This window comes from Vibrio sp. V09_P4A23P171, assembly GCF_963875615.1.
In the GTDB taxonomy this organism is placed as follows: domain Bacteria; phylum Pseudomonadota; class Gammaproteobacteria; order Enterobacterales; family Vibrionaceae; genus Vibrio; species Vibrio anguillarum.
Genome location: NZ_CAWNMR010000021.1, coordinates 23,316 through 38,652 on the forward strand (window position 1 = coordinate 23,316; position 15,337 = coordinate 38,652).

Annotated in this window: 16 protein-coding genes; 2 read left to right on the top strand and 14 right to left on the bottom strand. The window is 44.2% G+C overall.

Annotated features, from left to right (window positions below; all coding sequences use genetic code 11):
* Positions 1–105: 105 nt before the first annotated feature.
* The gene (locus tag AACT23_RS07820) at positions 106–1,923 is read right to left on the bottom strand and encodes a hybrid-cluster NAD(P)-dependent oxidoreductase (protein ID WP_094130105.1); all 1,818 of its coding nucleotides are present in this window, start codon (positions 1,921–1,923) and stop codon (positions 106–108) included.
* A gap of 208 nt (positions 1,924–2,131) precedes the next feature.
* Here AACT23_RS07820 and pyrC point away from each other — a divergent pair, with 208 nt between their 5' ends.
* Positions 2,132–3,160 (top strand): dihydroorotase, encoded by a 1,029-nt coding sequence (gene pyrC, locus AACT23_RS07825; protein ID WP_094130108.1) that lies wholly within the window; start codon positions 2,132–2,134, stop codon positions 3,158–3,160.
* Between the two features lie 67 nt (positions 3,161–3,227).
* On the opposite strand, the gene rlmC is transcribed toward pyrC, so the two are convergent.
* From rlmC to AACT23_RS07840, 3 genes are all read right to left on the bottom strand, one after another.
* A complete protein-coding gene (rlmC, locus tag AACT23_RS07830; RefSeq protein WP_029189716.1) occupies positions 3,228–4,376 on the bottom strand; it encodes a 23S rRNA (uracil(747)-C(5))-methyltransferase RlmC in 1,149 nt (382 codons plus the stop codon).
* Positions 4,377–4,464: 88 nt separating this feature from the next.
* Positions 4,465–5,376, bottom strand: coding sequence for a DUF808 domain-containing protein (locus tag AACT23_RS07835; protein WP_094130111.1), 912 nt, complete (start codon positions 5,374–5,376; stop codon positions 4,465–4,467).
* A 134-nt stretch (positions 5,377–5,510) separates the two neighbouring features.
* Entirely contained in the window at positions 5,511–6,839 is a 1,329-nt protein-coding gene (locus AACT23_RS07840; protein ID WP_094130114.1) for an HD-GYP domain-containing protein, read from the bottom strand.
* A gap of 291 nt (positions 6,840–7,130) precedes the next feature.
* Between AACT23_RS07840 and AACT23_RS07845 the strand changes: the two genes are divergently transcribed.
* Positions 7,131–8,042: a M14 family metallopeptidase gene (locus AACT23_RS07845; protein ID WP_176428696.1), complete on the top strand. Its 912-nt coding sequence runs from the start codon at positions 7,131–7,133 to the stop codon at positions 8,040–8,042.
* Positions 8,043–8,127: 85 nt separating this feature from the next.
* On the opposite strand, the gene AACT23_RS07850 is transcribed toward AACT23_RS07845, so the two are convergent.
* From AACT23_RS07850 to AACT23_RS07895, 10 genes are read right to left on the bottom strand one after another with little or no spacing between them, the layout of a single operon-like run.
* The gene (locus AACT23_RS07850; protein ID WP_013868054.1) at positions 8,128–8,502 is read right to left on the bottom strand and encodes a hypothetical protein; all 375 of its coding nucleotides are present in this window, start codon (positions 8,500–8,502) and stop codon (positions 8,128–8,130) included.
* Positions 8,503–8,510: 8 nt separating this feature from the next.
* Positions 8,511–8,744 carry a flagellar biosynthetic protein FliQ gene (locus AACT23_RS07855; RefSeq protein ID WP_017047156.1) on the bottom strand — a complete coding sequence of 78 codons (234 nt, stop codon included), beginning with the start codon at positions 8,742–8,744 and terminating at the stop codon, positions 8,511–8,513.
* Positions 8,731–10,014 carry a hypothetical protein gene (locus tag AACT23_RS07860; RefSeq protein ID WP_094130120.1) on the bottom strand — a complete coding sequence of 428 codons (1,284 nt, stop codon included), beginning with the start codon at positions 10,012–10,014 and terminating at the stop codon, positions 8,731–8,733. The genes AACT23_RS07855 and AACT23_RS07860 overlap by 14 nt, the downstream gene beginning before the upstream one ends.
* The gene (locus tag AACT23_RS07865; RefSeq protein WP_019280809.1) at positions 10,008–10,412 is read right to left on the bottom strand and encodes a hypothetical protein; all 405 of its coding nucleotides are present in this window, start codon (positions 10,410–10,412) and stop codon (positions 10,008–10,010) included. Before AACT23_RS07865 ends, AACT23_RS07860 begins: the two co-directional genes overlap by 7 nt.
* Positions 10,366–11,628, bottom strand: a complete 1,263-nt coding sequence (gene vscN2 / locus AACT23_RS07870; RefSeq protein ID WP_019280810.1) for a type III secretion system ATPase VscN2 — start codon at positions 11,626–11,628, stop codon at positions 10,366–10,368. Before vscN2 ends, AACT23_RS07865 begins: the two co-directional genes overlap by 47 nt.
* On the bottom strand, positions 11,628–13,097 hold the full coding sequence (locus AACT23_RS07875; RefSeq protein ID WP_017047160.1) for a type II secretion system protein GspD: 1,470 nt from the start codon (positions 13,095–13,097) through the stop codon (positions 11,628–11,630). The genes vscN2 and AACT23_RS07875 overlap by 1 nt, the downstream gene beginning before the upstream one ends.
* Positions 13,087–13,362, bottom strand: a complete 276-nt coding sequence (locus tag AACT23_RS07880) for a hypothetical protein (protein ID WP_017047161.1) — start codon at positions 13,360–13,362, stop codon at positions 13,087–13,089. The genes AACT23_RS07875 and AACT23_RS07880 overlap by 11 nt, the downstream gene beginning before the upstream one ends.
* Positions 13,355–14,038 (bottom strand): type III secretion system apparatus protein VscT2, encoded by a 684-nt coding sequence (locus tag AACT23_RS07885; RefSeq protein WP_094130123.1) that lies wholly within the window; start codon positions 14,036–14,038, stop codon positions 13,355–13,357. Before AACT23_RS07885 ends, AACT23_RS07880 begins: the two co-directional genes overlap by 8 nt.
* Position 14,039: 1 nt before the next feature.
* Entirely contained in the window at positions 14,040–14,732 is a 693-nt protein-coding gene (locus AACT23_RS07890; protein ID WP_017042612.1) for a flagellar type III secretion system pore protein FliP, read from the bottom strand.
* Positions 14,733–14,784: 52 nt separating this feature from the next.
* Positions 14,785–15,057: a hypothetical protein gene (locus AACT23_RS07895; RefSeq protein WP_017047164.1), complete on the bottom strand. Its 273-nt coding sequence runs from the start codon at positions 15,055–15,057 to the stop codon at positions 14,785–14,787.
* Positions 15,058–15,337: the final 280 nt, after the last annotated feature.

The following is a 15,337-nucleotide window of genomic DNA, read 5'->3' on the forward strand; positions in this document are numbered from 1 at the left end:
TCGAATAAAAATCACTAGCAACGTCACGCCTCTTGCGGTCAACACTGACCCAAGAGGCATTTTTATTGGACAAAGTCACTGTAGTGCAACAGCGTGAGGCGAAAACTAGTTTACAACCTCAATATCGGTTTCAGGAATACAACAACACGCTAAAGCGAAACCAAGATGACGTTCATGCTCAGGCAGTGCTGGCACGTCAGGTTGATGCACTTTGCCCGACTGCACAGTCACCTTGCACGCACCACAGAACCCTGCTCGGCAACTGTTGGCAATCGCAATGCCAGCGGCTTCGGCTTGATCTAATAAGGTCGTTTGGTTATTACCCTCAAATACATGGCCATTGACGCTCAGTTGTAACGTTTTCAGCTCAGCTGCGACGGTGTGCGCCACACCAAATGCTTCTTGGTGGTAAGATTCTTCCGCAAGCCCTTTTTTCAACAATAAGCTTTTTGCTTTCTGCATAAAACCATCAGGCCCACACACAAACACTTGGCGAGCAGTCACATGTTGGATTTGCTTAAGGTGAGATAAAGAGAGCCGGCCTTTCAGGCCAAACCAATCTACTGGAGCTTGAGTCAGAGAAATGAAGACTTTCAACCCCGGATGTCGCTGCTTAAGCGCTTCAAGTTCAACACGGCAAGGAATATCCTCAACGCTGCGGCATTGATGATAAAAGACCACATCTTGAATTTGTTGATTGTCGGCAAGATAGCGCAACATCGATAACATAGGCGTCACGCCACTTCCAGCCGACAACAGTAACAACGGTTGTTGGTGCTGAGTCGACAGATGAAACGAGCCATCCGGTGATTGCGTGGTCAATGTACTTCCTACCTGCAAGTGATCAAGCAACCAGTTAGAAACTCTACCGCCATCAATACGTTTGACTGAAATCGCTAACCGACCCGGGCGCGATGGGCTAGATGACAAAGTGTAGCGGCGCGCCACGTTCTCGCCATCGATCACAACTTCGATTGGTAGGTGCTGCCCAGGTTGATAATTTGGCATTTCACCCTTTTTCGGCTCTAGCCAGAACGTGACAAAATCACGCGCAATCGCTTCACGCTCAACACAGGTCATCACATGGTGACTCATGCCCAAATCTCGATAAAACTCTTTCTCTTTGTACTCAAGCACCTCAACGCTGTCGCCAACTCGAATCATCCCCTCATTTTTTGCGACTAAATTTTGCCCAAAAAACACCCCACCTCTTTCGTTAGCACGAAATTGTGACAAGGTTCTTAGCGGCTCTTTGGTTGGACGAAAAGCCCCTTTATTCACATCAACAGTAGTGAGAATACAGCGTTCGCAAGGTTTTACCGCTTCAAATTCTACCTCACCAATTCGGATCCGCTTCCAGCTGTCTTCAGCGAAAGGCTCATCGGTTCGTACCACTAGATTGGTACGAAATTGATCCATGCTGTGCACTTCAGGGCTGCGGCGATTAAGTTCATCAAGTGAAGCTTGGCTGATGACCAGCACTGGATAGCCATCAGCAAAACTGACATTGTGACCCACTTTTTCACGCATTCGGTTTGATTGCTCTCCGGTAAACAGCAATTCAACACGCTGGCCTAACACTTGGCTAAACCAATCATCCGCTTCATCGGTTGTGGTGTAAGCGGTAAAGTTATCGTCCCACACTTGCGCTGGAGAAGGTTGCATTTTGAAATCTGCATAACGCAGTTTTAACGGAGATTGGTTCGCTGCCGTAAAGATCAAACCATCTGCAACCAGTATTGAATTGACCTTAACCATCTTTGGATATTTACGCGCAGTGACCATTGAACCATCAGCTAACGCGATCATAAAGCGCCGATCAAAAGCCAACCCCTGTTTTTCAACCCAAGCGGTGGACTGCGCGATACCGCCTATCGATTTGACTGGGTAGACGTTAATTTGTGAGAGTTGAGCTGACGACATGGCCTATCCTTATGCTTTTTTAAAGGTATTTTTATAACGCGATGATAATGGAAATCACCAAAGCTGGCTAACCCTATGGAAAATAAAAGGATGAAATTCACCCCTGTTTCCTCTATCATCCTGTCGCTTAAACGTAAGCGATTGCGCGCACATTAAAAGCGAAGCCCGTTTAAGCTCCAATCAATTTATTTTCCGGTGGGAGCAACCAATGAAAACATTAACAATTACTCGTCCAGACGACTGGCATGTTCACTTACGTGATGGTGATGTGTTGGCCGATACAGTACGAGACATCAGTCGCTACAACGGCCGCGCACTGATCATGCCCAATACGGTCCCGCCGATCACCACCACAGAATTAGCATTAGCGTACCAACAGCGCATCATGGCGCAAAAACCACGTGATTCTTTCAAGCCACTCATGGCGCTTTATCTCACCGATAACACGACACCTGATGAGATCCGCAAAGCCAAAGCTTCTGGCGCTGTCGTGGCAGCCAAACTTTATCCGGCTGGGGCGACCACCAATTCAGATTCTGGCGTAACCTGCGCTCAAAATATTTACCCAGTATTAGAAGCGATGCAAGACGTTGGCATGCTGCTGCTGATTCATGGCGAAGTAACCGCTCACGATGTGGATATTTTTGACCGAGAAAAAGCCTTCCTCGATACAGTGCTTGCTCCTATTGTTAATGATTTCCCAAATCTGAAAATAGTGTTAGAACACATCACCACCGCCGATGCTGCCAAGTTTGTACAAAATGCGAACCAGAATGTAGCGGCAACGATCACGGCGCATCATCTACTGTATAACCGTAATCACATGCTCGCTGGTGGTATTCGCCCTCATTTTTACTGTTTGCCAATCCTTAAGCGCAACACCCACCAGCTTGCGCTGATTCAGGCAGCGACATCGGGCAATAAGAAATTTTTCTTGGGTACTGATTCTGCGCCTCATGCCAAAGGCAAAAAAGAAGCCGCTTGCGGCTGCGCTGGATCGTACACAGCGCACGCAGCCTTAGAGTTATACGCAGAGGTGTTTGAGCAAGTTGGTAAAATTGACAACCTTGAAGCGTTTGCCAGTCACAATGGCCCTGATTTTTACGGCCTACCCCGTAATAACGACACCGTTACTTTGGTCAAAGAAGAGTGGCCAGTTGCTGAAAGTATGCCATTTGGCTCAGATATTGTGGTGCCGATCCGCGCCGGTGAAATGGTCGCGTGGGCAGTAAAATAGCCCATTAATGCATCAAAAAGGGAAGCCGCGGCTTCCCTCTCTTTATCATTTTTGCACCACATAGCGCTTATCTCGGCTTAGGCTGACGCTCTAATAGCACCATCACTTCGCTATGATCGGTATGTGGAAACATATCAAACCATTGCAGTTTTTTGGGTAAGTAGCCCACCATACCTTGCATATCAGTGATCAGCGTTTGCGGGTTACAGCTTGAGTAAATGATGTGTTTGGGTGATAAAGCCACCAATCGCTCAACTAATTCAGCTCCTAAACCACGACGCGGAGGGTTGACTAGCACCAACTCAGGCGCGATTGATTGAGCTTGTGAGAATTGGGCAGAATCCAGCGCAGCAAAGTCTAAATTGGTAATGCCCATCGTCTTGGCAGAGCGTTTAGCACTGGCGATCGCTTCTGGTTCAATTTCAATTCCTGTGACTGCCGTAGTGGGACTGGCACAATGTAGGGCAAAACCGCCCACGCCACAAAACAGATCCCACATGTGACTTGGGTTTATCTCTCTCACCCAATCACGCGCCGCCGCGTACAACTGCTTCGCTACATGCGGGTTGGTTTGGAAAAAACTTTTCGGGCGGATAACCATAGGCACCTGATTAAACTGCTCAATCAAATACTCACACTCGGTTAAAAAAATCTCTTCTTCACCTTCTAGGCGCGCCATGTGGATGGGTTGAAGGTTAACTGAGACGACGCGAATGGTTGGAAACTGCGCCTGAAGCCGCGCGAGGTTTTGCTCAACTCGGCCTAAAGCTTCGCGGCTTCTCAGTACGAAACGCAGCATAAACTCACCTGAATATTCGCTGCGTGTGAGCAATATGTATTTGAGTTCGCCTTTCTTCTTGGCTTTATTATAGGGAGGAATGCCCGAGCTACGGATCCAATCTTGTAGATAAGTTAATAGCGCTTGTGTCTCTTGTGGGTAGAGAGCACATTGCACTAACGACACGGGCGTTGATTGCCCATCAACCATGGATTCAACACCCAAGATCGGTGCATGAGCCGCGCCAAGAGCCACCATTTTCGCTTTGTTACGAAACCCCGTCTCTTCACTTATGACAGGTTCTAGCCACTGCTGTGGCATCTGCGTTGAAAACAGCGCTTTTAGTGCCAAATCTTTGCGCTTCACCTGCTCTGAATAAGAAACCGCGCAATGAGTACAAGAACGGCACAGCTGTTGATCAAAAAACGCACACTGCATAATGGGAACTGCCAAAAACGAAAAGCGCTAGTCTATTCGTCTGCGGGCAAATCACCATTCAATATGGTTATCATCACCATAAAAAAAATTAATGGTACGGTTTCAATTTACTCACCATCCCCCACACTGCAACCACAGCCAGCCCGGCGAGTAAACCAACGAAACCATTAAGCAAGGTTGGCATCACTACTGTTAATAAAGAGAGTTCAGCAACGGCTGCAATCACAGGTTCAAGCACGTGGTGAATAAAAGGGACGTTGTGCACCACAATGCCACCGCCCACTAAAAACATCGCGGCGGTACCCACTACAGTTAATGCTTTCATGAGCTTAGGCGCGAAACTGATCAACCCTTTACCAAAGCGAGCACGCAGCCCTGCGCCATCTGAAGTACGCTCTAGGTAGAAACCTAAATCGTCCAATTTCACAATGCCTGCCACCAAACCATAAACGCCGATGGTCATGACCACTGCAATCAAACTCACCACCAAAATTTGTGTCACCATGCTATGGCCTTGCACTGTCCCCAACGCAATCACGATGATCTCGGCCGATAAAATAAAATCGGTCCGAATCGCCCCAGCGACTTTACGTTTTTCATAGTCATCAATCGATACGTCAGTGAGCATGCGCTCATCCGCGTCAGCGGTGCTGTGATGACTGGTATGAAACACTTTTTCTAAGATTTTTTCTGCCCCTTCAAAGCAGAGAAAAAGTCCACCGACTAACAAGAGCGGCATTATCAGCCAAGGGGCTAATGAGCTCATCAGCAAGGCGGCGGGAACCAAAATTAATTTGTTGCGAAATGAGCCTTTAGCCACTGCCCATACCACTGGGATCTCTCGTTCAGCGGCAACACCAGACACCTGCTGAGCATTGAGCGCCAAATCATCCCCCAATACGCCTGCCGTTTTTTTCGCGGCCATTTTTGACATCAACGCCACATCATCGAGCACGGTTGCAATATCATCAAGAAGGGTAAGTAAGCTCGCGCCTGCCATGCAAATTCTCTCTTATTCATTTTCATTATTCAAAGCGTGACAAAATGTAACACCAAGCGCTGATGAAGGGAAACACAGCGATAAGAATCCCACCAACAGTGCTGACGCTTCAAGTAGCAAAGCAGTAAAGAACACTAGCTCAGTGACTGAGTATATTCGGCTGGCAATTGAGCCAGAGCGCTCTGTAACGCGGCGAAGCAGTCAGGATCAATGGCAGTATGTAGATTCTCTTGCATGATCAAAAGTGCTTTATCAATTGGCATCGCGGAGCGATAAGGGCGTTCCGCGCTGAGAGCATCAAAAATATCGGCCGTCGTGATGATTCGAGTCATCACGCTGATCTCATCACCGTTTACACCACGCGGATAGCCAGTACCATCGAGTTTCTCATGATGCGCCCCTGCCATACGTGCCAACGTCTTAAAGGGCGATAATTTCCGCAAGATTTGTTCAGTAAACGCGGCATGCGCCTGAACGGCTTTCCACTCCATATCGTCTAACTTACCGGGTTTATCTAAAATGGCATTACTGACCCCTAACTTACCAATGTCGTGCAGTAATGCCGCGCGTCTCAACCAAGATCGATCAGTTTCCGAAATGGCTAATTGTCGTGCGATTAAATCAGTATACACAGCCACTCGTTCACTGTGCCCTGCGGTATAGGGGCTTTTTGCATCAACAATTTTGCCAAATGCCGTGACGATACAGTCTAAATACGCTTCATCCAAAGGCTGATGCGCTTGTGCCGGTGGTAAATGCATCACTCGTTGGCTGATATCAGAGGCTTTGAGGCTGGCCACAAAGTGCGGGTTATCCACCAACTGTTCAATAATCTCAACCAGTTGTGGGTCAAACCATACACCACTACGCTCTGTAACCTCGCGTATTGCTTCGTCCAAATCATGTTCCATTTGAAAAACATCAAATACTTGAGCTAATAACGCAATCCGCGAGAAAAGGGGGATAGCTTCACCTTTTAGCTGTTGAGGACGCCCTTGACCATTCCAATGTTCATCCAGTGAGTGGATCCCCTGCGCGACGACTTCGCTAAATCGCAACTCTCGCGCCACATCAGCCCCACGAGTACAACGAGTTTGAATAAGCTCTTGTGCATAATCATTACCATTTTTCAAAATGTCGATGGTAGTTAAAATACGTTCTGCCCAGCTCTGCTCTGAACCGGTATTTTTGACGATAAAGTTAATAACACTCGATAGACTGGTTCCGACGGTTTTATAACGCCGTTTGAAAGCGAGATCATCAGTGGCATACAACTCGCAAATTCGCGCGGCGTTGCTACTGCAGCCCGCATCTTTCAATAGCAAGGTAAAAAACAGATCATGCAGCTCAGCCTGATCGAGCTCTAATTGCATGCCAATATGCATACCAACCCAGCAACAACGAATGCAGTGCTCCGGTGGTTGGCCTTCCGTCATGTCTAAGGCGGTCGTTAGCGAAATCATTAGTTCAGAAAGGGGGAAACTATTCTCCAATCGTGTTCTCACTCAATTGCATTGGTCTGGTTGCAGTTTAGATGTGACCGCTCGGTTTAGCCAATGATTTACCTCAGTTATCAGGCCAGAGTTGGACTATTTCCTTGCTCTAACAAACCTGCATTGCCTCCAAAACAGGTTAAGGTAATGGGGATAATCAAACCTTGTTAACGGGCTGTGGTAAATCCAGATTGGTATTTTTGATTGCTCTTGACACTCACACCTCTTACTCTGTGGGCAACTAGTCAGAAAGGAACCCTCATGCACTCTGTTTATACTTATCCTATCGGTACGCCAGGCACACCTTGGCAAGCAGCAGAACGCGAAGCGTGGCTCGCGCAAACGACGATTAAACGAGAATATCAGCAAGAAGTCGTGCCGAAGATTAACGCTTTGGCAACGGATTTTGAGGTAGAGCAATACGGTGCACTATCAATAGACAAAGATCGCTACCCATTATTTGCCTTAAAAAGTCGCTCATGGAACCCTGACAAACCAACGGTGTTGATCACAGGTGGCGTACACGGTTACGAAACCAGCGGAGTGCACGGCGCGTTGCAGTTTTTAGCGACTCAAGCACAGCAGTATCAATCTCATTTCAACATTGCCGTTGCCCCGTGCGTAAGCCCTTGGGGCTATGAAACGATCAATCGTTGGAACCCATCAGCGCTTGACCCTAATCGCTCATTTTACGCCAATAGCCCAGCCGAAGAGTCGGCAAGCTTAATGCGCTGGGTCGCAAGCTTAGGTGACGTGCTGGTGCATATTGATTTGCATGAAACTACAGACAGTGATGAAAGCGAGTTTCGCCCTGCACTCGCAGCGCGCGATGGCATTGGATATGAAGCCGATACAATTCCCGATGGGTTTTATACTGTCGGCGATACGGAAAATCCGCAGCCAGAATTCCAAGCAGCCATTATTGAATCGGTACGCAAAGTCACGCACATTGCACCAGCCGATAGTAAAGGCGAGATCATCGGCTCTCCCATCACTCAAGAAGGGGTGATCAACTACCCCATGAAAGCGTTAGGGTTATGCGGTGGCATCACAAATTGCTACTTCGGCACCACCACCGAAGTGTACCCAGATAGCCAAAAAGTCACAGCGCAAGAGTGTAATGACGCACAAGTCGCCGCCATTGTTGGCGCTTTGGACTACGTGTGGCGCTAAAACGATAAAACACCCAACCCCCTATGTCATGGATTCATGAGTGATAACGAAAAAAAACAGGCCGCATAAATACGGCCTGCTTTTATCAACTCTTAACTTGGTGAATCACATTATTAAAGAATTGTAATTTATCAGCAAGTTCACGGTCTACATTCATTACATTTGCAGATAATTCAGAAATCATAATGAGTTTATTCTTTTTTACATTCATAAAAACACTTTCGTCTGAACATAACAAATCCATTATTTTTTGAGATTTCAAACGAAGAACTCGTGTATCAAAGATTGGAATTTCGACAAAAGTTTGTATCGCATTTTCCTGTAAATTAATAAAAATCTCCTCACCACCGATCAATTCAATACCGATCGGTTCATTCCCCTCAATCCTTGAAAGCAAATTCGGTTGCACGCCCAAATTATCTACTAAAGTTTTATAAACGAGCTCTCTTAATCTGTTCATTTTTTATCCTATAACTGATGAAAAAGCAGGTGGAACTGTTCATAAATGTTCCCACCGACCTGTGTAAGCAAAATGATAAATACAACTAATTTAGCTGACATTGGAAGACCAGGATCTTGGACGCTAAATACCGTTTGCAATAATCCAACAACCACACCTGTAATGACAAAACCTAAGGAAAAAATAATAATCGCATTTTTCACAATATCTAGGCATGCAGCAGTGACATCAAGTACGGTCATAATATTCCTCTAACAAACTGGTTACTTTATTATTTTCAAATTTAAATAAGTAGTATTTTTTTGCGAAAAAAACTCGGTAACTATTTACCTTCGGATATTGCCAAAATAGGTCAGGTGATAATGAATAATTTAGATAATTCGAACTCACTACTGGAAAGTTTTGTAAGACCGAATATCTAGGATTCAAATTAACACTGCCTGTATGCACATTCTTTGGCTCCGCCTCAAATAGAGTAAGAGGTGAACCTTTCAAATTATTTGAATCCCCGCCAGAAAATCTACCCATAAATATTTGAGATTGGATCTCTTTCAACGCACTAGGTGCTATCGCCCACTCTCGATTCTGTGCTCCAGAACGTAAACCGACATTCGGCTCCAAATTTAACTTACCCTGCATGGGTCGCGTCATCGTAAGGTGAGGAGAGGCAGACTTGATTCCGTCTCCTTTCTTTGATTGCGCCTGAGCTAATGCTGGTGAAGGGTTCTTTACACCCTGCTCAGAAATCAACTTACCCTGCATGGGTAGCATCACCGTAAGGTGAGGAGAGGCAAGCTTGGCTCCGTCTCCTTGCTTTGATTGCGTCTGAGCTAATGCTGGTGAAGGGCTCTTTACACCCTGCTCAGAAATCAACTTACCCTGCATGGGTCGCATCATCGTAAGGTGCGGAGAGGCAGACTTTATTCCATCTCCTTGCTTGGATTGCGTCTGACTTAATGCTTCAGAATGCGACCACATATAACCGCCAAAATTCGACTTAACGTGAGATAACGGTAACGTAAGGGCCGAATGGGCAGTCGTTAGCTTGATTCCATCACCTTGTATTTTTACACGATTCAACACCATCAACGGTTGTTCTTTAAGAGCCATCTTCTCTACACCACATACAGGGTGCTTTGTTTCACTTAGTGACGATAACTGCGTCTCTCTTGTTATAAGAGAAGGTGTAATCCGTCGATTTTCGTTTACTCCCGTCATTCGTACTTTCTGATCAGCCGCTGTTTTTATTTGAGGCTTAAAAGAGAGCTCATTCTTCTGCATTACGGTTGTATTCGCTATCAAGCCTTCGAAGCTAGCGTTGTTCTCTATTACATCACGACGTTTTTTAAGAACGCCCTTATACTTATCTTTACTCTTAGATAGGCTCGTATCAGTGGCAGAGCTGGCATCAACGGTATTGAGTTCATCGGATAAATCACCCAACATACCTTCAAAATTGTTATCCTTCGACGCCAAGGGGGTTGACGTGATTTGATTGAGTTTACTTAACATGCTTTCTCATACCTCAATTCTTCTCGGATTTCATGAAGCGCATCTTTGCGCTTTTCAAGGCGTCGTTTTTCCGCTTCAACCAGCTCTATTTCAGAAGCTAAATCCTCCGCTTTTTGTCGAGTAATCGAGGCGTCGAAAAAAACCGATTCAATGTTCGTTTTGACACTCTCGCGACGCATAAAGAGACGGCTCAGTGCGTTGTTCTCTTTTACCACGACCAAACTTTTAAGCTCTTGCTGTAACACTTCAATACGCCGCCAAAATTCCTCGATCTGATCTTGCAGTTCCTGATTGCGTTTTCTCAGCTTAACTAACATTCTTTGCTGTTTATCGATTCGAATATCAACGATCTCAATAATCTGACCAAATTCTTTCCATCGCTTCGAGTGTTTCTTCATACTCGACACCTTCAAAACCTTGTTTTAAAAACTCCATCACGATCGGGAAAAGATCAATCGCTTTGTCTGTTTCTAAATCGTTACCTTTTTCGTACTCTCCAACCCGAATCAACAATTCAACATTGAAATAGCGATACACCATATCTTTGATTTGCTCTGACAAACGGACGTATTTCTTATCCTGAACCTTATTTTGTAGACGGCTTTTGCTTTTCAATACATCAATAGCGGGATAGCGGCCAGTCGAAGCAATGGTTGTTGAATACACAAGATGGCCATCAATCAGAGATTTCACCTCATGAGCAATCGGATCATCATCTATCTCTTTTTCAATCAAGACGGTGAAAATACCCGTTACTGAACCGCACACTGAGTTGCCACAACTTTCAACCAAGCGCGACAATGCGAGCGACACACCGATCGGAATACCACCTTTAATCGGCGTACCATCCAGCATGGCTTGCGCACGAGCAAAACGAGTCAACGAGTCGAAATAGATCACCACTTTTTTACCCTGTTCCATAAAATGGCGAGCAATAGATACGGCGACTAAACCAGAACGCACCTTTTCCAAAGGATTCGCTTCCGATGTCGAAACCACAGTGATGGATTTACGAATGACTTCTGGGCCAATCTCTCCCTCTAAAAATTCGATGACTTCGCGGGCTCGCTCTCCAATCATGGCGAAGATAACAACATCAGCTTCCATGTTATTCGCCATAATAGATACGGTTGTCGTTTTGCCAGCACCGGCTGGGGCAAATAAACCAACACGTTGCCCTTCACCAATCGTAAACAACCCATCGATAATCTTAAGTTTAGTTGGAAAAACCGTTTCAATAGGCGCCCGCATCTGCAACGGGATCGGCTCAATAATGATCGGTAAATCAACAAATTCACCAGGCTGCGTTAGGTAATCATCACCATAGAGTGACTCGCCGTAACAGTTGATCACTTTCCCTACTAATGCTTTTTCATTCAAAGGAAAACAGAATCGACGAGGGGTGATTTCTACTCGTCCACCACGCTGTACCGCACCGGGTTGAAGTAGTTTGATCTCCACTCTCGGTTGCGCAACTTTCATCACTTCACCACGAATTTTGTCCCCACTCACTGTGTGAATGAAACATTCTTGGCCAACAAAGGTATCGATAGAAACATGACAAACCACTGTATCTTGATACAATTCTTTCACCTTAAAGAAGTGATTTAACATTACTCAATCACCTCAAATGAAATAGACACATAGCGTTTGAATTTACGTTTTGTCTGCGATGTGTTTTTGAACAGCTCTCCTAAGAAAGGAATACTTGAAAGCACTGGCACGGCGTTGGTTGTCGATTGAGTAACAGTGTTATCAAAACCACCGAGAATCACCGTTTGATTCGGCTTAATATAAACTTCTGTTTCCAACGATTGTGAGCTCACTCTTGGTGGCTCACTTTTGGTACTTTCAGAATCTGCCGTATCACCTAAAGATTCTTCTATATATTCAACTTTGGCCTGCACATTGCCAGATGGTAATAGTCGGCCAGTCACATACAAACTGTTATCGGCTTCTATTTTTTGGGTTTCAACCTGGCGTTCAGAGATCAAGGTGATAGTCGCTGTCTCTTTTTTACCAAAGTGACCTTTTTGATTTTCAAGCACTAAAAGATTGGTCTGATAGACACCACGAGCAATGCCGTTGGAAGACAGCGCTTGGAAATTTTTTAAAAACTCAGTTGTCTGGGTAAAAGGTGGGATCACAATATCGTAAATCCCTTTGATACCGCTCAACCAAGCGCTATCAATACCAAAATTCTCATTACGATCAGCGGCGACGTCATACACTTTTAGCGAAAAAAGCAGTTGTTGTCGTTTGACATCAATCAAAGCTGCGATGCGTTTCGCCAGTTTAATTTCTTCCGGAGTACCTCGGACTAAAAGGGCATTGGCCGCAGGTAAAGCCTGCACATTAGACGTTTTTTCTTCCTCGTCTAATTGCTGTTTTTCACCTTCACTCAACTTAACTTTATAAGTGCGCTGTACCATTTCCCCATCACTGACATTCTGAAATTGTCCAATGTTGGTTATGGCCGCTGCAATCAATGCTTGAGCACCTGGAAAGGTGACCGTACTATCGAAAGTGCTGACACTGCGATCAATGACTGAGATAAAATGAAATTCAATTCGCGCTAATTCTAAATTATTACCGTTTTCAAGAAATTGGTTTTTATCCACCATATTGGCATAACTGACGGCATCATTGACAAATTTACGTGTGCCAGAGAATAAAATTGAGTTTCTTCGCTCGGTTAATTTGAGCTTAGTTGTTAAGTTGGTATCAAAGGTTTGTTTCAATTCTTTCAGTAACGCTTGAGATGAAATATTACGTGGCTTATAAGCGTAATTAATATACGTTTTTCCGGCTTCAACCGTTAGCATTCCACCATAAACATACCAGTCAAAATCATACACATCAGAAAGTCGTCTCAATAGCTCAGGCCCTTCCCCTGATAACGTTTGAGTCAGAATCTGACGTTGGGTTTTATCATCAAGATCATTGACCAGTTTGACTTGCATATCCTTGGCAATTGCAGATAAGGCTCCTTTTAAATCAATATCTTGCTGTTTAATTAGTACACTGGCTTGTGCCATTGTTGCACACAAGAAAAAAGCCAATGACAGCAGTTTAATCTTCATTAAGTATCTCTTTTAAACGTTCTTGGTTTTGCTTCATTTGACGCACTGTTTCATTCATAACCGATTGTTTCAGTATCATCTCCACAATCTCATCTTGACTCAGCATGTCTTCTTCAGTAATTCCCTCTTCCTTGATATTAGTTGTTACTTCATTTTGTACTTTCGTGGTTCGCGAAACTTCCTGAGCAACAGTATCAAAATCGTCCATACCGCTATGCGTTTGAGCAATAGCCAACCTGTTTGTCATTTCTACTCTATTATTCATAACCTACCTTTTGCATCATTTGTTTGAACACATAAAACTGGTCACTCAACAACCAGAGATTAATGATAATAATAACTACGATCGCTTTAATGCTTGTCGTAACAAACATAGACAATGACGCCTTTTTAAAAAAGAGATCCACATAGCCACAACCTACCGCAATCGTGAGCATCAAAATTATATATTTCCCTGATACAACCATCATCATCGATAAACTATCGACGATCATGAAGTAAAGTGTTTCAAACGGATTGTTGATGTCTTGATTCTGTGTTTGCGTAAATACATCAAAGAGTGGACGAAATAAAGCACCACTCTCTAGTGCATACATCAGGAAAATAAGACTGCTGATTTTAGCAAGTGCTTCTGATTCATCAGTAAAACGACGGTCCTGTACAGACTGCTCGTTCAGCAAGAGCAATTGCTGAATAACATTACCTATCGTGCCACTTAACCAATATGGCACTGAGGAAAAAAGCGCAAAAAATACAACACTTGCAACCCACCAAGGGGTTGGAACTTGTGCCAAATCACTCGCATCTAGCACAATCGCAAGCACAATCGCGATGGCTAAACACGTGGTATTATCCAAATAAAGCCGAGTAGGGTTGTAAATTTTCAGGAATAAAAACAACCCAGCAAATAAAAGCCAATCGGGAAAAAGTACCGCTTCCATATCACGCAAGCGCTCTGAACAAAAGAGTCCAGCTGTCTGAAAAATAGAACACAGCAAGCTTAACTGGGGTAGAGATTACCGTTGGTGATAACATCGTCATCCCCACCCCACTCAATATCACGGCAATTAAGAAGTCGATACTCACGAAGATCAAATACAACTTCAACCCAAGTTCAAACCCTTGATACAGATCTAATACTAAACTGCCCAGAAAATACTTAAACGTATCCGTGGTTTCATCAAAGTTCAGCGGAATATCAATCATGGAAAGTAACTGGTTTGTCTTTATTTTAGATCGTTCCAACAGCTCAGGAAAAAACTCAAACATATGACTTGCTAAATAGTACATCGTTATATTTTGCGGTTTTTCTTCTTCCAAGCTTTGATCATAAAACACGTCAAACATCTGTTCATTTTCTGATTGCTCAGAAAAATAAGGTTTTATGCGCTCTATACCGGGTTTTATATCGGGCCACACACTATTTAGCGCCATGAGTGCCGCCAATAAATTCACCACAATCGCCGGTGGGATTTGCTGTGTTCCAACCGCGTTTTTGATAATATTTAACACTATATTGTATTTAACAAAACCAGAAAAACAGATGAAAAACACCGTTGACAACAATACCAATACCAATAAAAGTAATAAGTTGGCACCTGAATAGGCATTGTCAGGGCTAAGTAGCTGAAGCATATTTCACCGTCATTAAATACATCAAAAAACAGGCATGATGCCTCTTATAAAATTAGATATTTCTTGCTGCTGCAATAATCGAATCTTTTAGTGACTTCAAGGTTGTTGTCCCTGTCTGTGCTGCAATACTCTGATCTGACATCAATTTTTGCAGTTCCAAAGAATCCGATGCAGAAAGATCCAGTGCTCCCGTAGTGGCATCAGTATGAGCCGTAATGAACGTCTCGATTGCACCATCAGCTTCTGCAATAAAATCTTGAAAAGTACTGCCGACTTCACCTGTAGTCAGTGCATCATCAGCAACAATAGCTCTAATAGCCGCCATTTTTTTGTTTTCCTTTAAGTAATAAAAAGATGAAGTAGATGTAAGAAATGCTCACAGCCCACATCAATTTGCGATGGCCAACACTAACAATGATTCACCGACGCATAAAATGAAGAATGTTGATTATTTGCGAGGTATAAAAATTCAACATTTTTCACAACCCTATTTTATCCGTAAGGTTAATAGCTTACGCTAAACAATGAAGGATCTAATTGATTGATAAATAAAGGAGTATTGTTTTTATCCATCTCTGGGCTTGATGGTGTAAATACTATCTCCC